The organism is Xenophilus sp. Marseille-Q4582 (assembly GCF_916700565.1).
In the GTDB taxonomy this organism is placed as follows: domain Bacteria; phylum Pseudomonadota; class Gammaproteobacteria; order Burkholderiales; family Burkholderiaceae_C; genus Xenophilus.
On record NZ_CAKAKO010000004.1, the window covers coordinates 831,680 to 850,851 of the forward strand.

21 protein-coding genes are annotated in these 19,172 nt (G+C 69.4%); 16 read left to right on the plus strand and 5 right to left on the minus strand.

Going from position 1 to position 19,172, the window contains the following annotated elements:
* Window positions 1–2: 2 nt before the first annotated feature.
* On the minus strand, window positions 3–986 hold the full coding sequence (locus tag LG388_RS19340) for a tripartite tricarboxylate transporter substrate binding protein (RefSeq protein WP_225784303.1): 984 nt from the start codon (window positions 984–986) through the stop codon (window positions 3–5).
* Between the two features lie 155 nt (window positions 987–1,141).
* Here LG388_RS19340 and LG388_RS19345 point away from each other — a divergent pair, with 155 nt between their 5' ends.
* The 4 genes from LG388_RS19345 to LG388_RS19360 all read left to right on the plus strand — a co-directional run bounded on the left by LG388_RS19345 (window position 1,142) and on the right by LG388_RS19360 (window position 5,210).
* The gene (locus LG388_RS19345) at window positions 1,142–2,056 is read left to right on the plus strand and encodes a LysR family transcriptional regulator (protein ID WP_225784304.1); all 915 of its coding nucleotides are present in this window, start codon (window positions 1,142–1,144) and stop codon (window positions 2,054–2,056) included.
* Window positions 2,057–2,239: 183 nt separating this feature from the next.
* Window positions 2,240–2,590: a RidA family protein gene (locus LG388_RS19350; protein ID WP_225784305.1), complete on the plus strand. Its 351-nt coding sequence runs from the start codon at window positions 2,240–2,242 to the stop codon at window positions 2,588–2,590.
* A 48-nt stretch (window positions 2,591–2,638) separates the two neighbouring features.
* The gene (locus LG388_RS19355) at window positions 2,639–3,874 is read left to right on the plus strand and encodes an FAD-binding oxidoreductase (protein ID WP_225784306.1); all 1,236 of its coding nucleotides are present in this window, start codon (window positions 2,639–2,641) and stop codon (window positions 3,872–3,874) included.
* Between the two features lie 118 nt (window positions 3,875–3,992).
* Window positions 3,993–5,210 (plus strand): DUF418 domain-containing protein, encoded by a 1,218-nt coding sequence (locus LG388_RS19360; RefSeq protein ID WP_225784307.1) that lies wholly within the window; start codon window positions 3,993–3,995, stop codon window positions 5,208–5,210.
* A 99-nt stretch (window positions 5,211–5,309) separates the two neighbouring features.
* Here LG388_RS19360 and LG388_RS19365 read toward each other — a convergent pair whose 3' ends face one another.
* The gene (locus tag LG388_RS19365) at window positions 5,310–5,735 is read right to left on the minus strand and encodes a universal stress protein (protein WP_225784308.1); all 426 of its coding nucleotides are present in this window, start codon (window positions 5,733–5,735) and stop codon (window positions 5,310–5,312) included.
* Between the two features lie 215 nt (window positions 5,736–5,950).
* Entirely contained in the window at window positions 5,951–6,394 is a 444-nt protein-coding gene (locus LG388_RS19370; protein ID WP_225784309.1) for a universal stress protein, read from the minus strand.
* 121 nt (window positions 6,395–6,515) lie between these two features.
* Here LG388_RS19370 and LG388_RS19375 point away from each other — a divergent pair, with 121 nt between their 5' ends.
* From LG388_RS19375 to LG388_RS19415, 9 genes are all read left to right on the plus strand, one after another.
* Window positions 6,516–8,834: a cation-translocating P-type ATPase gene (locus tag LG388_RS19375; RefSeq protein WP_225784310.1), complete on the plus strand. Its 2,319-nt coding sequence runs from the start codon at window positions 6,516–6,518 to the stop codon at window positions 8,832–8,834.
* Window positions 8,835–8,972: a cbb3-type cytochrome oxidase assembly protein CcoS gene (gene ccoS / locus LG388_RS19380; protein WP_225784311.1), complete on the plus strand. Its 138-nt coding sequence runs from the start codon at window positions 8,835–8,837 to the stop codon at window positions 8,970–8,972.
* A 69-nt stretch (window positions 8,973–9,041) separates the two neighbouring features.
* A complete protein-coding gene (ccoN, locus tag LG388_RS19385) occupies window positions 9,042–10,481 on the plus strand; it encodes a cytochrome-c oxidase, cbb3-type subunit I (RefSeq protein WP_225784435.1) in 1,440 nt (479 codons plus the stop codon).
* A 13-nt stretch (window positions 10,482–10,494) separates the two neighbouring features.
* Window positions 10,495–11,124: a cytochrome-c oxidase, cbb3-type subunit II gene (gene ccoO, locus LG388_RS19390; RefSeq protein ID WP_225784312.1), complete on the plus strand. Its 630-nt coding sequence runs from the start codon at window positions 10,495–10,497 to the stop codon at window positions 11,122–11,124.
* A 17-nt stretch (window positions 11,125–11,141) separates the two neighbouring features.
* Window positions 11,142–11,279: a cbb3-type cytochrome c oxidase subunit 3 gene (locus LG388_RS19395; protein ID WP_225784313.1), complete on the plus strand. Its 138-nt coding sequence runs from the start codon at window positions 11,142–11,144 to the stop codon at window positions 11,277–11,279.
* 19 nt (window positions 11,280–11,298) lie between these two features.
* On the plus strand, window positions 11,299–12,222 hold the full coding sequence (gene ccoP / locus LG388_RS19400) for a cytochrome-c oxidase, cbb3-type subunit III (RefSeq protein WP_225784314.1): 924 nt from the start codon (window positions 11,299–11,301) through the stop codon (window positions 12,220–12,222).
* 37 nt (window positions 12,223–12,259) lie between these two features.
* On the plus strand, window positions 12,260–13,702 hold the full coding sequence (gene ccoG / locus LG388_RS19405) for a cytochrome c oxidase accessory protein CcoG (RefSeq protein WP_225784315.1): 1,443 nt from the start codon (window positions 12,260–12,262) through the stop codon (window positions 13,700–13,702).
* 15 nt (window positions 13,703–13,717) lie between these two features.
* Window positions 13,718–14,017 carry a FixH family protein gene (locus LG388_RS19410; protein ID WP_225784316.1) on the plus strand — a complete coding sequence of 100 codons (300 nt, stop codon included), beginning with the start codon at window positions 13,718–13,720 and terminating at the stop codon, window positions 14,015–14,017.
* Window positions 14,018–14,029: 12 nt separating this feature from the next.
* Window positions 14,030–14,287, plus strand: coding sequence for a hypothetical protein (locus LG388_RS19415; protein ID WP_225784317.1), 258 nt, complete (start codon window positions 14,030–14,032; stop codon window positions 14,285–14,287).
* A 93-nt stretch (window positions 14,288–14,380) separates the two neighbouring features.
* Here the strand turns inward: LG388_RS19415 and fnr are convergent, their stop codons facing one another.
* On the minus strand, window positions 14,381–15,100 hold the full coding sequence (fnr, locus tag LG388_RS19420) for a fumarate/nitrate reduction transcriptional regulator Fnr (protein ID WP_225784318.1): 720 nt from the start codon (window positions 15,098–15,100) through the stop codon (window positions 14,381–14,383).
* A gap of 194 nt (window positions 15,101–15,294) precedes the next feature.
* On the opposite strand from fnr, the gene hemN reads away from it, so the two are divergent.
* The 3 genes from hemN to LG388_RS19435 all read left to right on the plus strand — a co-directional run bounded on the left by hemN (window position 15,295) and on the right by LG388_RS19435 (window position 18,066).
* The gene (gene hemN / locus LG388_RS19425) at window positions 15,295–16,734 is read left to right on the plus strand and encodes an oxygen-independent coproporphyrinogen III oxidase (protein WP_225784319.1); all 1,440 of its coding nucleotides are present in this window, start codon (window positions 15,295–15,297) and stop codon (window positions 16,732–16,734) included.
* Between the two features lie 9 nt (window positions 16,735–16,743).
* On the plus strand, window positions 16,744–17,451 hold the full coding sequence (locus tag LG388_RS19430) for a sulfite exporter TauE/SafE family protein (protein WP_225784320.1): 708 nt from the start codon (window positions 16,744–16,746) through the stop codon (window positions 17,449–17,451).
* A gap of 267 nt (window positions 17,452–17,718) precedes the next feature.
* On the plus strand, window positions 17,719–18,066 hold the full coding sequence (locus LG388_RS19435) for an H-NS family nucleoid-associated regulatory protein (RefSeq protein ID WP_225784321.1): 348 nt from the start codon (window positions 17,719–17,721) through the stop codon (window positions 18,064–18,066).
* Window positions 18,067–18,170: 104 nt separating this feature from the next.
* On the opposite strand, the gene LG388_RS19440 is transcribed toward LG388_RS19435, so the two are convergent.
* The gene (locus tag LG388_RS19440; RefSeq protein WP_225784322.1) at window positions 18,171–19,160 is read right to left on the minus strand and encodes an NADPH:quinone oxidoreductase family protein; all 990 of its coding nucleotides are present in this window, start codon (window positions 19,158–19,160) and stop codon (window positions 18,171–18,173) included.
* Window positions 19,161–19,172 lie beyond the last annotated feature (12 nt).

Here is a 19,172-nt window from a genome sequence, read left to right on the forward strand (position 1 = left end):
GTTCAATCCGCGGTGATGTGGGCGCGCTGGGCCAGCGCACGCATGGCCGGGAGTTCCTTGCCGATCAGCTCGGCGGCACCCGCCGCATCGACGTGCACGGGCTCGAAACCCTGCGCGACCAGCTTGCTGCGCGTCTCGGCGTCCTTCATCACGCTGGCCAGCGCCTGCTCCAGTTTCGCCTTCACGTCGGCAGGCAGGCCGCGCGGCGCCATCAGCGCCAGCCAGGTGTCCATGTCGATGGCGGGGTAGCCGCTCTCGGCCATGGTGGGCACCTCGGGCAGCAGCGAGGAACGCCGGGCGCTGGTCACGGCGATGGCGCGGATCTTTCCGCTCCTGAGCTGCGGGATGGCGGCCGTCACGGTGTCGAAGGTGAATGGCACCTGGCCGCCGATCAGGTCCGTCATGGCCGGCGCGCTGCCCTTGTAGGGCACGTGGGTCATCTTCAGGCCGGCGGCCGCCAGCACGGCCTCGCCCGCGAAATGCGAGGTGGTGCCGCTGCCGAACGAGCCGTAGGGATATTTGCCTGGCGCGGCCTTCACGTAGTCAACGAACTGCCCGAAAGTCTTGACCGGCACGTCGGCATGGGCCAGCAGCACCAGGCTCGCGCGGCCCGTGACGCCGATGGGTTCGAAGCTTTTGACCGGGTCGTAGGGCAGGCTGCTGCGGATGGCCGGGTTCACGGTGAAGGTGGTGCCCGAGCTCAGCAGCAGCGTGTAGCCGTCGGCCGGCGCCTTGGCCACGAAGGCCGCACCGATGAGGGTGCCGGCGCCCGCGCGGTTGTCGATCACCATCGGCTGGCCCAGCGTCTCGCCCAGCTTCTGCGCGATGACGCGGCCGAGCACGTCGGCGCCGCCGCCGGGCGGGAAGGGGATGACCATCGTGACGGGACGGCTCGGATAAGCGTCGGCTGCGGGCGCGGGGGCCGCGGCGGTGGCCGCCAGTAGGCAGGTCGCGCCCAGGCGGGCGACGCGGGAAGCGAAGGACATGGGAACTCCGGAAAAGGGCTGCCGGTGCCGCGGCGTCCGCCCGGGGCATGTGACGACGCGGCGATGACGGCCATGCTAGGAGATGCATCCTCCGCCAACAAGCGCAATGAATCGAACGGATAATTGCCGAAATGGCAATCCAAGGAGGCCGCTCGATGCACACCCGGGTGCTGCAGGAGACCGCGGTGCGCTACTTCGTCGAAGTGGTGCGCACCGGCTCGGTCAAGGAGGCCGCCCTCAAGCTCAACGTGGCGCCCTCGGCCGTCAGCCGGCAGATCGCGCGGCTGGAGCAGGAACTGGACACGCTGCTTTTCGAGCGGCGCGCGCGCGGCATGGTGCCCAACGCCGCGGGCGAGCTGCTGGCCGCCCATGCCAGCCGCCAGCAGCAGGACATCGAGCGCGTCGCCTCGGAGATCGGTGCGCTGCGCGGCCTGCGCGCGGGCAGCGTGCGCATCGCCAGCACGGGCGGCTTCGCGGCCGATTTCCTGCCCACGCTGATCGCCACCTTCCAGCAGCGGCATGGCGGCATCCTGTTCCACCTTGACGTGTTTCCGCAGGGCCAGATCGCGCGCCGCGTGCGTGACGGCGAGGCGGACATCGGCATCACGCTCAGCGCCCTGCCCGAGCTGGGCCTGCGCGTCGAGCTGCGGCATCCCAGCCCCGTGCTGGCCATCATGGGCACGCGCCATCCGCTTGCCCAACAGCGCCACGTGTCGCTGGCCCAGGTGGTGGAGCATCCGCTGGCGCTGCCGCCCAAGGACAGTTCGCTGCGCCAGTTGCTGGACATCAGCTGTTCGCGCCAGGGCCTGCGCTACGCGCCGGCGCTGGTCAGCAACCATGCCGACACCCTGGCCAGCTTCGTGGCGGCGGGCGGCCAGGCCATCGCCTTCTATGGCGAGATTTCCATCCGCACGCGCCTGCTGGCCCATGCGGTTGCGGCCGTGCCGTTGCGCGACCGCGAGATGAACGAGCGCTACTTGGAAGTGCAGACCCTGGCTGGCCGCAACCTGCCGGAGGCGGCCAAGGCCTTCGTTCAGCACCTGGTGGAGGCCATCCGGGCCACCGGCTGACGCGAGACAGCGGGAAGCGCACGGCTGGATTGCCAAGGCCGCAACAAAACTTTCTGATTTCGGCGATGAATGGAATGCAGCGCGGGCCGAGAATGCGCCCTCGGCCGCCGCACGGCGTTGCCTGCGCTGCCGCGCGCGCCGCCCTGCCGGCCGGCTCTTCTCTACTTCTTTGTCCCGACTGCCATGACCGCTGCCCAGAACCTGCCCTTCTCGAAAATCCGCGTCGCCGCCGGCCTGGCCTTCCTGGCCGGCGAGATGCCTTTCGCCTCCGACGGCAGCATTCCCGAAGGCATCGCGGCCCAGACGCGCCTGACGCTGGCGCGCATCGCGGCCACCCTGGCCACCGTGCAGCTGGACCTGAGCGACGTCGTGTCGGTGAACGTCTTCCTCACGCACAAGGAGGATTTCGCCGAGTTCAATAAGGTCTATGCCGAACACTTCCGCGACCCGCTGCCCGTGCGCGCGACGGTGGTTTCGCAGCTGGTCGCGCCCGCGCGCGTCGAAATCTGCGTGACCGCGGCGCTGCGGGCCTAAGCTGCGTTCCTTCATCCCTCACAGGCGGCCGCGGCCGCACGAAGCGACATGAGTTCAGACATCCTGGTCCTGGGCGCCGGCATGGTCGGCGTGGGCACGGCATTGGCGCTGCGCCAGCGCGGCCATGCGGTCACGCTGGTCGACCGCAAGGCGCCGGGCCAGGAGACTTCGTACGGCAACGCCGGCATCATCCAGCGCGAAGCCGTTCGGCCCTATGCCTTTCCGCGCGACTGGCGCAAGCTGGTGCAGGTGGCGCTGCGGCGCGGCAACGACGTGCACTACCACGCGGCCGGCATGCCGGCGCTCGCGACGCGGCTGTACCGCTACTGGTCGCATTCGGCGCCGCGGGCCTATCCCGGCATCGCGGCCGCCTACGCGGCGCTGATCGCGCACAGCCTCAGCGAGCACGCCGGCTGGATCCGCCAGGCCGATGCCGAAGACCTGGTCAAGCGGGAAGGCTGGATGCAGGGCTTTCGCACGCCCGCCCTGTTCGAGCAGGCCGGCCGCGAGGCCCGGGAGGCGGCGCAGGCCCACGGCCTGGGCTGCGACCTGCTCGACGGCGAGGCGCTGGCGCACCGCGTGCCCGCCCTGCGCCAGCGCCTGGCAGGGGCCATCCACTGGCGCGACCCCTGGGCCGTCAACGACCCCGGCGAACTGGTCGCCCGCTATGCCGCGCTGTTCGAGCGCATGGGCGGGCGGCTGCTGCGCGGCGATGCCGCCAGCCTGCGCCGGCAGGGCGCAGGCTGGGCGGTCGATACGCAGGAAGGGCCGGTCCAGGCCGCGCATGCGGTGCTGGCGCTGGGGCCCTGGGCCGATGCCGCGCTCGTGCGCTTCGGCTACCGCTTCCCGCTGTTCGTCAAGCGCGGCTACCACCGCCACTACGCGGGCGGCGCGACGCTGGACATGCCCCTGCTCGACGTCGAGCAGGGCGTGATGCTCGCGCCCATGCGGCGTGGCCTGCGCCTGACCACGGGCGCCGAGTTCGCCCCCATCGATGCCCCGCCCACGCCCGTGCAGCTGGCCGAGGCCGAACGCTCCACGCGCGAGCTGGTGGACCTGGGCCAGGGCGTGGAAGCCCAGCCCTGGCTGGGCGCGCGCCCCTGCACGGCCGACATGAAGCCGGTCATCGGCGCTGCGCCGCGCCACCCCGGCCTGTGGTTCAACTTCGGCCATGGCCACCAGGGCTTCACCCTGGGGCCGGCCAGCGGGCGGCTCGTCGCCGAGCTGATCGGCGGCGAGACGCCGTATGTCGATCCGCGGCCCTATTCGCCGCAGCGCTTCTGAAGCGCGACGGACCTCTGCTGACGCCGTGATGCGGCCCCGATGGCGGGCAGGGCTCAAGGAGGCGTCGCTAGACTTCTCGTACGCATGCGCGCCGGGCGCATGCGCCAAAGCGGATCAGATGGGCGCAGCAACGACGCGAACAGGGACCGGCCAGGCAGACAGGCTGGCGCACGTGGACGGCCTGCGCGGCTTCGCGCTGTTCGGCATCTTCGTGGTCAACAGCGCGATGATCGCTTCGCCCTACCAGGCGCTGGGGCTGCCCGACCCGGCCTTCGACGCCCCCGTGGATGCGGCGGTGCGCTGGTTCGTGGCCTGCGTGTTCGAGACCAAGTTCTACCTGCTGTTCTCCTTTCTCTTCGGCTACAGCTTCACCTTGCAGATGACGGCCGCGCAGCGCAGCGGCGCAGCCTTCGCGCCGCGCTTCCTGCGGCGCCTGGTGGGGCTGGCGGTGCTGGGCCTGGCCCACGCCATGCTGTTCTACCCGGGCGACATCCTGCTGGCCTATGCGCTGCTGGGCCTGCCGTTGCTGGCCTGGCGGCGGCTGGATCCGGGCCGGGCGCTGCGCCGCGCGCGCTGGATGGGCCTGCTCGCCGTCTCGCTGTGGCTGCTGCTGGGGCTGTTCATCCTCTGGCTGCCGGGCACCGTGGACGACGCCACGGCCTATCGCACCGATGCGCAGGCGGCACTGGCCGCCTACCGCAGCGGCTGGGCGGGCACCGTGCTGCAGAACACGCGCGAATGGGCGGGCAGCATCTGGTGGCAGCTGATGCTGGTGCAGGGGCCCTTCGTGGCCGTGATGTTCCTGGTGGGCTACGCCCTGGGCCGGCGCGAGGCGCTGGCCGACCCGTGGCGCGAGCCGGGCCGTCTGCGCCAGCTGCTGCTGATCGGCCTGCTGCCCGGGCTGGCGGGCGCGGCCTTCTATGCCACCACCGCGCTGCCGTCGGTGCCGATTTCGTGGAAGCTGCTGGGCCTGGCCGTGGGGCTGGCGACGGCGCCCCTGCTGTCGCTGAGCTACGGCGCCGCCTTCCTGCTGCTGTGGCGCAGCGCCTGCGGGCCATGCCTGGCGGCCTGGCTGGCGCCGGCCGGCCGCATGGCGCTCACCCACTACCTGATGCAGTCGGTGCTGTGCGCCTTCGTGTTCACGGGCTGGGGCCTGCGCCGGGTCAGTGCGGTGCCGCCGCTCGGCGTGCTGGTGCTGGTCCTTCTGCTGTTCGGCCTGCAACTGCTGCTGTCGCGCTGGTGGATGCAGCGCCATGTCCATGGCCCGGTGGAAGGGCTGCTGCGCGCGCTGACTCTGGCAAGGTGGCCGCGCTGGCGCCGGACCCCGGTCGCGTGAGTCCTCGCACGCCCGTCCCTGCCGCCAAGGAAAAAGCAGGGCGCAGGGCCCGGCTTTCATGCGCACGGCGGCGGCCGATGCGCGGCGGCCCGCCGCGGCTTACTGCACCAGCAGCACGCTGCGTTCCGCATCGGCGATCACGTTGGTCGCCACCGAACCCATGAGCGCGCGGCCCAGCGCGCCATGGCCGCGCGTGCCCACCACGATCAGGCCGGCATCCGCCTCGTTGGCGGCGGCGACGATCTCGGCCGCGGCATTGCCGTGGCGGCTCTGGATGCTGTAGTTGCTCACGCCCAGCTGCGCCAGCTGCGCCTTCACGGGATCGAGCACCTTGGCGCTTTCCTCGGCGTAGTACTCGTGGAGCAGCTCCTTGCTGATGTGGCGGCTGGCGTGCGGCGGAATGGCCGCGCAGACGTTGACCAGGATCAGCTCATTGCCTTCGACGAACTGGGCGCGGTGAGCCACCAGGTAGTCCAGGGCCTTGCGGGTGTAGGCGCTGCCGTCCACGGCGACGACGATCTTCATAGGTGTGCACTCCTCAAAAAAACAATGAAAGGCGGGACCGATGCGGGCATCGGGCAGTCCGGCCACGGACATCGCAGCGCTGTCGTTCTTGGAGCTATGGCTTGCACGCGGGGCAGGGCCTGCGCGGCCTTGCGTCCAAATCTTATGACGCGGCCGGGTCCGTGCTTGTCAGCCGCGGGCGCGTGAACGCGCGCGGCGGGACCAAGGGCCGGGGTTCAGCGCAGCACCAGCACCGGAATGCTGGAATGCGTCAGCACGTTGAGCGTCTCGCTGCCCATCAGCAGGCGCTTGAGGCCCTTGCGGCCATGCGAGGCCATCACGATCAGGTCGGCCTTGTGCTTGGTGGCCGCGGCAATGATCGACTCGGCCACCAGGTCCGACTTGGCGACGGCGCCGCGGGCCACCACGCCCTTGGCTTCGGCCTGCTGCACATAGCGGTCGACCAGCGCGCGGCCCTGCTCGGTCCACTGCTTCTCGATCCGGGCCACGTCGACCGCCTCGAAGGCGATGGCCCCTTCCATGTAGCTCGTGGGGTAGCGCTGGGTCACGGTGAGCACTACCAGCTCGGCGCCCGTGCCGGCGGCCAGGCCGATGGCATGGGCGACCGCCTTCTTCGACAGGGGTGTGGCGTCGGTGGCGACGAGGATGCGCTTGTACATGAGGGGTCTCCTTGTCCGGGGGCGCGGGCCGACAGTGGCCAGGGCCAGCTTAGCCGGAAGGCGCGCGAAAGCCTTGATCCCTGTCAAATCCTTGCCGCGTGTGCGGTCGCATCATGCATGCATGTCCACTGCACCGATCCTGGGCTGCGCGGGCCTGCCCACGGGCGCCGAGCGGCAGGCCTTCGCCCGCCTCGACGACCCGGCCGAATGGAGCGGCTTCGGCCGCGAGCTCGAGGCCGGTGGCCGCTGGGAATCCAACTTCGCCGTCGAAGGCATGACCTGCGCAGCCTGCTCCTTCACGCTGGAGGACGCGCTCGCGCGCATCCCCGGCGTGCAGAAAGTGGTGGTGAGTGCCGCCAGCCGCCGCGCGCGCCTGGTGTGGTCGCCCGGCGCGGTGCGGCCCTCGCGCTGGCTGGAGGCCGTGGCGCAGCTCGGCTACCGGCTGCTGCCGGCGGGCGACGCCTCGCTGCGCCTGCTGCGGCAGCAGGAGGCGCGCCGCATGCTGTTCCGCTGGCTGGTGGCGGGCCTGTGCATGATGCAGGTCATGATGTACGCGCTGCCCGCGTACATCGCCGGCCCGGGCGACATGACGCCCGACATCGAGCAGTTGCTGCGCTGGGCCTCGTGGGTGCTGAGCCTGCCCGTCATGTTCTTCTGCTGCGGCCCCTTCTTCCGCAGCGCCTGGCGCGACCTGCGGCGCGGGCGCATCGGCATGGACGTGCCCGTGGCCCTGGGCATGGCGATCGCCTTCGGCGTCAGCACGGCGGGCACCTTCGATCCGCAGGGGCCCTTCGGTCACGAGGTGTACTTCGACTCGCTGACCATGTTCGTGTTCTTCCTGCTCACCGGCCGCTGGCTGGAGGCGCGGCTGCGCGAGCGCACCGCCGGCGCGCTGGACGCGCTGGGCAACCGGCTGCCCGAGCAGGTCGAGCGCCAGTGCGCCGACGGCAGTTTCGAAGCCGTGGCGCCGCGCCGGCTGCGCCCCGGCGACGTGCTGCGCGTGAAGCCCGGCGAGGCCTTCGCCGCCGACGGCGTGGTGATCGAAGGCGACACGCTGGCCGATGAGGCGCTGCTCACGGGCGAATCGCGCCCGGTGCCGCGGCCCTGCGGCGCGCGCGTGCATGCGGGCAGCCACAACCTCGCGGCCGTGGTGCTGGTGCGCGCCACCTCGGTCGGCGCCTCCACGCGCTTCGGTCAGATCGTGGCGCTGATGGACGAGGCCGCCACGCAGCGCCCGCGCCTGGCGCAGCTGGCCGACCGCATCGCCAGCCCTTTCCTGGCCGTGGTGCTGCTGGCCGCCTTCGGCGCCGTGCTCTGGTGGTGGCCCACCGATCCGGGGCGCGCGCTGATGATCGCCGTCTCGGTGCTGATCGTGACCTGCCCCTGCGCGCTGTCGCTGGCCACGCCGGCGGCCATGCTGGCCAGCGCTGGCGCGCTGGCGCGGCGCGGCGTGCTGGTGGGAAGGCTGCAGGCGCTGGAGCCGCTGGCCGCCGTGGACACGCTGGTCTTCGACAAGACCGGCACGCTGACGCGCGACACGCCCCGGCTGGCGCGCATCTACAGCCGGCGCGGCATGCCGCCGGGCGAGGCGCTGGCGCGCGCCGCGGCGCTGGCGCAGGGCTCGCTGCACCCGGCCTCGCGGGCGCTGGCGCAGGCCTGGGCGCAGACGCACGGCCAACCTCCGGCCTGGCGTGCCGGCGGGCTGCAGGAGCAGATGGGGCAGGGCGTGCAGGCTCTGCTGCAGCACCTGCATCAGCACGGCGGCCTGCATCGGCTGGGATCGGCGGCCTATTGCGGCGTGGAGCGGCTGCCGGCGGATCTGCTGCAAGTCCACCTGGCCGACGAGCAAGGCTGGCTGGCCAGCTTCGCGCTGGAAGAAGACCTGCGCACCGAGGCGCCTGCCGCCGTGCAGGCCCTGAGTGGGCAGGGTGTTGAGGTCCAGCTGCTGTCGGGCGACCGCGCGCCGGCGGCGGCCGCGCTGGCGGCGGCCGCCGGCATCGCGGCGGATCGCGTGCGCGGCGACTGCGCGCCGGAGGACAAGCTGGCGAGCGTGAAGCAATGGCAGGCCGAGGGCCACCGCGTGGCCATGGTGGGCGACGGGCTCAACGACGGTCCCGTGCTGGCGCAGGCCGATGCCTCCTTCGCCTTCGGCCAGGCCGTGCCGCTGGCCCAGGCGCGGGCCGACTTTGTGGTGCTGGCCGACGACCTGTCGGTGATTCCCCTGGCCGTGGCCCAGGCGCGCCGCACGCTGCGCGTGGTGCGCCAGAACCTGGCCTGGTCGGCCGCCTACAACCTGCTGAGCGTGCCCTTCGCGCTCATGGGCCTGATGCCGGCCTGGCTGGCGGGCCTGGGCATGGCGGCCAGTTCGGTGCTGGTGGTGCTCAACAGCACGCGCGTGGCGCGCGACCTGCCGGCGCCCCCGCAGGCGCAGGAGGCCTGAATGGACATCCTTTTCGTGCTGGTGCCGCTGTCGGTCCTGCTGGTGCTGGCCATCATCGCCGCCCTCTGGTGGACGGTGGAGCGTGGCCAGTTCGACGACATCGAGAAGGAAGGCGAGCGCATTCTGCGCGGCGATTGATCTTGATCAATCAAGCCCCTGATGCCCCGGCGGACACTTTGCAACATCCCTAAAAACCCGTACTCCATGATGCAGACAGCAACCCCCCCTGCAGCGGTCTACACCGACACCGTCGTGCGCCAGTTCTCACTGATGGCGGTGGTCTGGGGCGTGGTCGGCATGCTCGTCGGCGTGGTCATCGCCGCGCAGCTGACCTGGCCCGAACTCAACCTGGGCATTCCGTGGCTCAGCTACGGCCGGCTGCGGCCGCTGCACACCAATGCGGTGATCTTCGCCTTCGGTGGCTGCGCGCTGTTCGCCACCAGCTACCACGTGGTGCAGCGCACCTGCCAGACGGCGCTGTTCCTGCCCAAGCTGGCGGCCTTCACCTTCTGGGGTTGGCAGCTGGTCATCGTGGCGGCCGCCATCTCGCTGCCGCTGGGCTACACCCAGGGCAAGGAATACGCCGAGCTGGAATGGCCCATCGACATCCTGATCGCCGCCGTGTGGGTGTCCTACGCCATCGTGTTCTTCGGCACCGTGGGCATGCGCAAGGTGCGCCACATCTACGTGGCCAACTGGTTCTACGGCGCCTTCATCATCGCCGTGGCGCTGCTGCACATCGTCAACAGCGCCGCCATCCCCTCGGGCCTGATGAAGAGCTACTCGGCCTACGCCGGAGTGCAGGACGCGATGGTGCAGTGGTGGTACGGCCACAACGCCGTGGGCTTCTTCCTCACGGCCGGCTTCCTCGGGATGATGTACTACTACATCCCCAAGCAGGCCGAGCGCCCGGTCTACAGCTACCGCCTGTCCATCGTCCACTTCTGGGCGCTGATCTTCACCTACATGTGGGCGGGCCCGCACCACCTGCACTACACCGCGCTGCCGGACTGGACGCAGTCGGTGGGCATGCTGTTCTCGCTGATCCTGCTGGCGCCCAGCTGGGGCGGCATGATCAACGGCGTGATGACCCTCTCGGGCGCCTGGCACAAGCTGCGCACCGACCCGATCCTGCGCTTCCTGATCGTGGCCCTGTCCTTCTACGGCATGTCCACCTTCGAGGGCCCGATGATGTCCATCAAGACCGTCAACGCCCTGTCGCACTACACCGACTGGACCGTGGGCCACGTGCACTCCGGTGCCCTGGGCTGGGTGGGTCTGATCTCGATGGGCTCGCTGTACTACCTGATCCCGCGCATGTACGGCCGCACCACGATGTTCAGCATCAAGGCCATCGAACTGCACTTCTGGATGGCCACCGTCGGCATCGTGCTGTACATCGCCGCGATGTGGATCGCCGGCGTGATGCAGGGGCTGATGTGGCGTGCGGTGAACCCCGACGGCACGCTGGCCTACACCTTCGCCGAGTCGGTGAAGGCCACCTACCCCTTCTATGCCGTGCGCCTGCTGGGCGGCCTGCTGTACCTGGGCGGCATGGTGGTCATGGCCTGGAACACCTGGATGACCGTGGTGTCGGGCCGCGCGGCGCGCGCCGTGATTCCGCCCGTCCAAGCGGCTCATGCCTGAGGAGAAAAACGCCATGAGCACCGAGAACAAGCCATCGTCCGGCTTCACCCACGAGAAGGTCGAGACCAACAACTTCCTCATGATCGTGCTGATCCTGCTGGTGGTTGCGGTGGGCGGCCTGGTGGAGATCGTGCCCCTGTACTTCCAGAAGTCCACCACCGAGCCGGTGGCGGGCCTCAAGCCCTACACGGCCCTGCAACTGGCCGGGCGCGACGTGTACCTGCGCGAGGGCTGCTACAACTGCCACTCGCAGATGATCCGGCCCTTGCGCGCCGAGACCATGCGCTACGGGCACTACTCGGTGGCGGGCGAATTCGTCTACGACCATCCCTTCCAGTGGGGCAGCAAGCGCACCGGCCCCGACCTGCACCGCGTGGGCGGCAAGTACAGCGACGAGTGGCACCGCGTGCACCTGGTGAACCCGCGCGACGTGGTGCCCGAATCCAACATGCCGGCCTACGCCTGGCTGGAGAAGAACACCGTCGACGGCAAGCAGCTGCAGGCCAACATGCGGGCGCTGCGCAAGGTCGGCGTGCCCTACAGCGACGAAGAAATCGCCAGTGCCGCCGCGGACGTGGAAGGCAAGACCGAGATGGAAGCCACCATCGCCTACCTGCAGTCGCTGGGCACGGCGCTGAAGTGATCGAGGAGAACTGAGCGATGGACATCACCACCCTGCGTTCCGTGGCCACCGTGGCCTGCCTGGTCCTGTTCCTGGCCATCGTGGCCTGGGCCTACGCGCGCCGCAACAAGTCTCGCTTCGACGAGGCCGCCCACCTGCCTTTCGAGCAGGATTGACGACGAAAGAGAGAACACGATGAGCGACTTCGTCAGCAACTTCTGGTCGAACTACGTCATAGCGGCCACGCTCCTGAGCATCCTGGGCTGCGCGATCCTGCTGTGGCTCACGGCGCGCAAGAAGGTCCAGTCGGCCGACGACAACACCACGGGCCACGTCTGGGACGAGGACCTGCGCGAATCCAACAACCCGCTGCCCTTGTGGTGGGTGGGCCTGTTCATCATCACCATCGTGTTCTCGGTGGCCTACCTGTTCTTCTACCCCGGCCTGGGCACCATGCCCGGCAAGCTGGGCTGGAGTTCGGCGGGCCAGTACGAGAACGAGGTGGCCAAGGCGAACGCGGCGCTGGAGCCCGTCTACGCGCGCTTCATGGAGATGGACACGCCGCAGATCGCCGCCGACCCCGCGGCCCATGCCATCGGCGAGCGCCTGTTCATGAACAACTGCGCGCAGTGCCACGGCTCCGACGCGCGCGGCAGCAAGGGCTTTCCCAACCTGGCCGACAAGGACTGGCTGCATGGCGGCGAGCCCGAGAACATCGTCCAGTCCATCACCGAAGGCCGCGTGGGCGTGATGGCGCCGATGGCCGCCGCCGTGGGCAGTGCCGACGACGTCAAGAACGTCGCGCACTATGTGCTGAGCCTGTCTGGCAGCCCGCACGATTCGCTGCGCGCCGGCCTGGGCAAGCCCAAGTACGCGGTCTGCGCGGCCTGCCACGGCGCCACCGGCGACGGCAACCCGGCCCTGGGCGCGCCGCGCCTGAACGACAACATCTGGCTGCACGGCTATGGCGAGGCCGCCATCATCGCCATGATCGCCAACGGCAAGCACAACGAGATGCCGGCGCAGAAGGGCCGGCTGACCGAGGCGCAGATCAAGGTGCTGGCTTCCTATGTGTGGGGCCTGTCGAATGCGCCGGTGACTGCAGCGGCCCAGCGATGAAGAGGGCCGGCTCGCGGGGCCGGCCTTTTCCCTTGTCATGTCAGAACCAAAAAGCAGCGGCTCCCCACGCCGCGTCATCCCCATCGCCGCCGAGCCGCAGGAAGAGAGCATTCGCCTGTACGCGGCCAGCAAGAAGATCTACCCGCGCAGCATCAGCGGGGTCTTCGCGCGCTGGCGCTGGGGCATGGTCTTTCTCACGCAGCTCGTCTTCTACGGCCTGCCCTGGATCGAGTGGGGCGGGCGGCAGTCGGTGCTGTTCGACCTGGCCGCGCGGCGCTTCTACCTCTTCGGGCTGGTGCTCTACCCGCAGGACCTGATCTACCTGGCGGGCCTGCTGGTCATCTCGGCGCTCGCGCTCTTTCTCTTCACGGCCGTGGCGGGCCGCCTGTGGTGCGGCTTCGCCTGCCCGCAGACCGTCTACACCGAGATCTTCATGTGGGTGGAGCACAAGATCGAGGGCAACCGCAACGCGCGCATGCGGCTGGACGGCGAGGCGCTGTCGATGGAGAAGTTCGTCAAGAAGAGCTTCAAGCACATCGTCTGGATCGGCATCGCGATGTGGACCGGCTTCACCTTCGTGGGCTACTTCACGCCCATCCGCGTGCTGGGCCTGGAGTTCCTGCAGACCCAGCTGGGCTCGTGGGAGGTGTTCTGGGTCTTCTTCTACGCCTTCGCGACCTACGGCAACGCGGGCTTCATGCGCGAGCAGGTGTGCAAGTACATGTGTCCCTATGCGCGCTTCCAGAGCGCGATGTTCGACGCCGACACGCTGGTGGTGAGCTACGACACCCAGCGCGGCGAGCCGCGCGCACCGCGCGGGCGCAACGTGGACCACAAGGCCAAGGGCCTGGGCGACTGCATCGACTGCGGCCTGTGCGTGCAGGTCTGTCCCACGGGCATCGACATCCGCAACGGCCTGCAGTACGAATGCATCGGCTGCGGCCTGTGCGTGGACGCCTGCAACACCGTGATGGAGAAGATGAACTACCCCCAGGGGCTGATCCGCTTCGACACGACGAACGGCATGGCCCACCGCTGGTCGCCGCGTCAGTTGCTGCGCCGCGTGCTGCGGCCGCGCGTGCTGATCTACACCGCGGTTCTGGGACTGCTGGTGGTCGGCATGCTGACCAGCCTGGTGGTGCGCACGCCGCTGAAGGTGAACGTGGTGCGCGACCGCGCCTCGCTGGCGCGCATCGTGGAAGGCGGGCGGCTGGAGAACGTCTACCGCTTGCAGATCATGAATGCCACCGAAAAGCCGCAGCGCTACCGCATCAGCGCCGAAGGCATTCCGGGCATTGCCGTGGCCACCGACGAGCCGGTCATCGCGGTGGGCCCGGCCGAATCGCGCTACGTGGCCGTGCGGCTGCAGATCCCGTACGAGGCGCGCCCGCCCGGCTCGCACGTGGTGCACATCGGCGTGCGCGAGGAGGGCGGCAGCGCCCAGGTGTCGGAGAAAGCGGCCTTCATCGTGCCGCGTTGAACGGAGTTACATCCCATGGCTAGCATTCCCCTCATGAACACCCCTCAACGCCCCGAGCGCGAGCCCGATTCCGGCCCCTGGTGGCGCCATCCCCTGATGTGGATGGTGGTCGGCGGCCCGGCCGTCGTGGTGGTGGCCGCCATCGCCACCGCCTGGATCGCGATGACCGACCCGGATCCGGTGATCGAGCCCGACTACTACCGCAAGGGCATCGAGATCAACCAGACGCTGGAAGCGCAGCGCGCGCTGGCGCCGGCGCAGCAGGGGCGCAATCACGCGAACACGCCCACGGTCGACATGCCGCTCAAGCCTTGAGGTGGACAAGCCATGCAAGCGCGCCGCCTGATGGCGATCGGCTGGTCTTCGTTCCTTGCGGCCTGTGTGCTGGAATTCCTGGTCTTCGCCTGCCTGGACCCGGGCGAGATGCACTGGTTCGGCGAACCGCTCGGCCTGTCCCGGCAGGCGATCTACGCAGTGTCCTTCTTCGCGTTCTGGACCGTGACGCTGCTGTCCAGCGCGCTGGCCGTGCTGCTCACGATGAGCGAGGGCGAACTCAACGCGTCGCAGCCGCAGAAGCGCGGCTGACGCGCGCCCCCTGGCGCAAAGAAAGAGAGCGGCTCGCAAGCCGCTCTCGAAGCTTCCGGACGGCGCAGGGCCGTGCGAACGCCGAATCCGGGTTCAGTTGCAGACCGTCGGATTGGCCAGCCGCTTGAGCGCCTCGGCGTCGGTGATGCGCACGTGGCGCTGGTTCACTTCCACCACGCCTTCCTCGACGAACTTGGACAGGGTGCGGCTCACGGTTTCCAGCTTCAGGCCCAGGTAGCTGCCGATTTCCTCGCGCGTCATGCGCAGGATCAGTTCGGTGGCCGAGAAGCCGCGTGCATGCAGGCGCTGCACCAGGTTCAGCAGGAAAGCCGCCAGGCGCTCCTCGGCGCGCATGCTGCCCAGCAGCAGCATCACGCCATGCTCACGCACGATCTCGCGGCTCATGACCTGGTGCACGTGGCGCTGCAGCGCCGTGACCTCGCGCGACAGCTCTTCCAGCCGCTCGTAGGGCATCACGCAGACCTCGGAATCCTCCAGCGCCACGGCATCGCAGGAATGCTGGCCGTTGACGATGCCGTCCAGGCCGATGATCTCGCCGGCCATCTGGAAGCCCGTGACCTGGTCGCGTCCGTCTTCCGTGGTCACCCGGGTCTTGAACACGCCGGTGCGGATGGCGAACAGCGAGGTGAAGCGCTCGCCGTTGTGGAACAGCAGCTCCTTGCGCTTGACCTTGCGGCGCGTGGCCACCAGTTCGTCCAGCCGCTCCAGCTCGTTGGGCTGCAGGTCCACCGGCATGCACAGCTCGCGCAGGTTGCAGTTGGAGCAGGCGATCTTGATGGTGTCAGGCGTCATGGCGTAAGGGCGACGTCCAGCGTCGGAAAAGGAATGGACCTGTGGTGCGCCCCCCGCAGGGGCCGGCGGCCAGAGATGACATATGTTAATTGTGCGCCTGTCAACACGCCGGCATTTGATGCAGGTCAACGGAGCGTCGGGCCGGCAGGTGCACAGTCGGGTCATCCTCGAAAACGAAGGTTTCCGTCTCTGCGATGAAGCCGCCCTCCCTCCGTCTCGTGCCGTCCGTCTCCGCCGTGTCGGCGCCGCCGTCGCCCGTGATCGACGCCGCGCTGCTGCGCCGCTTCGACGTGCCCGGCCCGCGCTATACCTCGTACCCCACCGCCGACCGCTTCGTGGAAGCCTTCGGCGACAGCGACTACGCGCAGGCGCTGCGGCAGCGCCGCGACCACGCCGCGGCTCGGGCGCTGCCCTTGTCGCTGTACGTGCACCTGCCTTTTTGCGAGTCGCTGTGCTACTACTGCGCCTGCAACAAGATCATCACCCGCCACCATGACAAGGCCCGGCGCTACCTGGACTACCTGGCACTGGAACTACGGCTGCAGACCGCGCACCTGGGTGAAGGCATGCCTGTCAGCCAGCTGCACCTGGGCGGCGGCACCCCCACCTTCCTGAGCGACGAGGAGCTGGCGCAGCTCATGCAGATGTTGCGCGGCGCCTTCAATTTCGCGCCGAACGGCGAGTATTCGATCGAGGTGGACCCGCGCACCATCAGCAAGGCGCGGCTGGCCCACCTTGCGGCGCTGGGCTTCAACCGGCTGAGCTTCGGCGTGCAGGATTTCGACCCGGCCGTGCAGAAGGCGGTGCACCGCATCCAGCCGGCCGCGCAGGTCTTCGAGCTGGTGGCCGAGGCGCGGCGCCTGGGCTTCGCGTCGGTGAACGTGGATCTGATCTACGGTCTGCCCCGGCAGAGCGCCGAGTCCTTCGACCGTACGCTGGCACAGGTGTGCGAATTGCGGCCCGACCGCATCGCGCTCTATGCCTATGCCCATCTGCCCGCGCGCTTCAAGCCGCAGCGGCGCATCCTCGATGCCGATCTGCCGCCCGCCGGGGTGAAGGTCGAGATGCTGTCGCGTTCCATCGCCGCCTTCGGCCGCGCCGGCTATGCCTACATCGGCATGGACCATTTCGCGCTGCCGGAGGACACGCTGGCCGTGGCCAAGCGCCAGGGCCGGCTGCACCGCAATTTCCAGGGCTACAGCACGCAGCCCGACTGCGACATCATCGCGCTGGGCGTGTCGGCCATCGGCCGCGTGGGCGCGACCTACAGCCAGAACGTGAAGACGCTGGACGAGTACTACGACCTGCTGGACCAGGGGCGCCTGCCCGTGGTGCGCGGCCTGGCGCTGACGCGCGACGACGTGCTGCGGCGCACGGTGATCATGGCGCTGATGTGCCAGGGGCGGGTGGACTTCGAAGCCATCAGCCTGGCGCACCTGGTCGACTTCCAGAAGTACTTCGCGGCCGAGCTGCAGGCGCTCGAAGGGCTGCAGGCCCAGGGGCTGGTGCGGCTCAGCGCCCGCGAGGTGCAGGTCACGCCCATGGGCTGGTTCTTCGTGCGCGCCGTGGCCATGGTCTTCGACCGCTACCTGCAGGCGGACCAGGCGCGCTCGCGCTTCTCGCGAATCATCTGACGGCCGGCCATGAACGGCTCCCTCGCGCTCACGGCCCTGCTGATGGGCTTGGCCGGCGGCCCGCATTGCGTGGCGATGTGCGGGGCCGCCTGCGCGGGCGTGGGCCAGGCGGCGGGGCCGCGCCAGGGGCGGGCGCTGGCCGGTTTCCAACTGGGCCGCCTGGGCGGCTATGCCGCACTCGGCGGCGTGGCCGCCGCCACGGTGCAGGGCATCGGCTGGCTGGGCAGCCACACCGCGGCCTTGCGGCCCGTCTGGACGATGCTGCACGTGGCGGCGCTGCTGCTGGGCCTGGTGCTGCTGGTGCGCGCGCGCCAGCCACTGTGGCTCGACGGGCCGGCGCGGGGCCTGTGGCAGCAGGTGCGCCGCATGAGCGCCACGCGCGGCGGGCCCTGGCTGCTCGGCGCGATGTGGGCGCTGCTGCCCTGCGGCCTGCTCTATTCGGCCCTGCTGGTGGCGGCGCTGGCGGGTGACGTGGCTTCGGGCGCGGCCACCATGGCGCTGTTCGCCCTCGGCAGCGGCTTGTGGCTGTGGGCCGGCCCCTGGCTCTGGCTGCGGCTCGCGGCGACGGGCTGGCAGGGAGCCACGGGTGGGGCATCCCGGTGGCGCGGTGAATGGGGCGTGCGGCTGGCGGGCGCGGCCCTGGCGGCCAGCGCGGCATGGACGCTGCTGCAGGGCACGGCCCCGGGGCGAGCCTTCATGCTTTGGTGCCTGGGATAAAAAGCCGCCCGTTATTGCCATGCGCAAGAGCGCGTGCCGGCGGAAAAAGCGGCCTGCAGTTGCTCTTGAATCTGTAGGACGCCGTCTTTTTTCCGGGCGGCCAGGCGCCGGGCGTCGCCGGGCCCCGGCGTGCGTTGAAAGCGCGGGCGCTCCCCAAAAAAAGAGCCGCGGGCGCATCGGCGGGATGCGCAGGCGTTTTACGCGGCGCTTTTCAGCGCCCAATTCATTCATCTAGAATCGCCGCGTTGTGTTTTTCAAGGGCATCCAATGACCACTCTCGCAGAAATCAATTCGCAGATTCAACAGCACGACGAGAAGATCGCTGAATTGCGCAAGCAGGCCGAACAGCTGCGCAACCAGGAACGCGCGGGTGTGATCGAGGAACTGCGCCGAAAGATTGCCGAGTACGGCATCACGGCCAGCGATTTGCGCCTGTCGACCGCGCGCGGCCCCGGCAAGCGCAGCGTGAGCGCTTCCCCCGCCAAAACCGCCGGCGCCGCCAAATACCGCAGCCCCACGGGCGAAACCTGGTCGGGTGGCCGTGGCCGCAAGCCGCGCTGGGTGGTCGAGGCGCTGGCCGCCGGCAAGTCGCTCGAGGAATTCGAGATCCAGTGACGCCGCGGGCCGCGTGCGCATGCCGCGCGTCGGTGACCCCGCAAGAAAAAGCCCGCATTCGCGGGCTTTTTTTATGCGAGCGCCGGTGCGGGCCGGCGGTGCGCTCATTCGTTCACGAGCACCAGCTTGCCCTTGACGCCGCGCGATCCCATGTGCGCATAGGCCGCCTTGAGTTCGGACATCGGCATGGTGCGGTCGATCACCGGCTTGATCTTGCCCTGGCCGTACCAGCGGGCCAATTCGGCCATCATCTGCGCATTGGCCTGGGGTTCGCGCTTAGCGAAATCGCCCCAGAAAACGCCCACCAGCGAGGCACCCTTGAGCAGCGGCAGGTTCAGCGGCAGCGCCGGGATCGGGCCCGAGGCAAAACCCACCACCAGATAACGGCCGCGCCAGGCGATCGATCGGAAGGCCGGCTCGGCGAATTCACCGCCCACCGGGTCGTAGATCACGTCCGGCCCCTTGCCGCCGGTGGCTTCCTTGATGGCGTCGCGCAAACCGCTGGCGGGGGTGTGCACGCCGTAATTGATGGTGAGGTCGGCACCCAGCGATTTGCACAGCGCGCATTTCTCGTCATTGGAGGCCGCGGCAATCACTCGGGCCCCCGCCGCCTTGGCAATCTGGATGGCGGCCGTGCCCACGCCGCCGGCAGCCCCCAGCACCAGCACCGTTTCACCCGCCTTCAATTGCGCGCGGTCGATGAGCGCATGCCACGAAGTGGCGTAGATCATGATGAATGCCGCGGCATCCACAGGGCCGAAACCGTCGGGCAACGGCATGCACAAGGCGGCCGGCGCCAGCGTGTGGGTGCCAAAGCCGCCCGTGCCCGACAGGCAGGCCACGTTCTGGCCCACTTTCAGGTGCGTGACACCTTCGCCCACGGCCTGCACCACGCCGGCATATTCCGAACCCGGCACGAAAGGCAGCGGCGGCTTGATCTGGTATTTGTTCTGGACGATCAGGATGTCGGGGAAATTCAGGCTGGCGGCCTTGATCTGGACGAGAACCTGGCCCGGACCGGGCTGGGGCGTGGGCAATTCCTTCCAGGCCAGCGCGTCCACGCCAACGGGGTTCTCGCAAAGCCAAGCATGCATAGGATCGTCTCT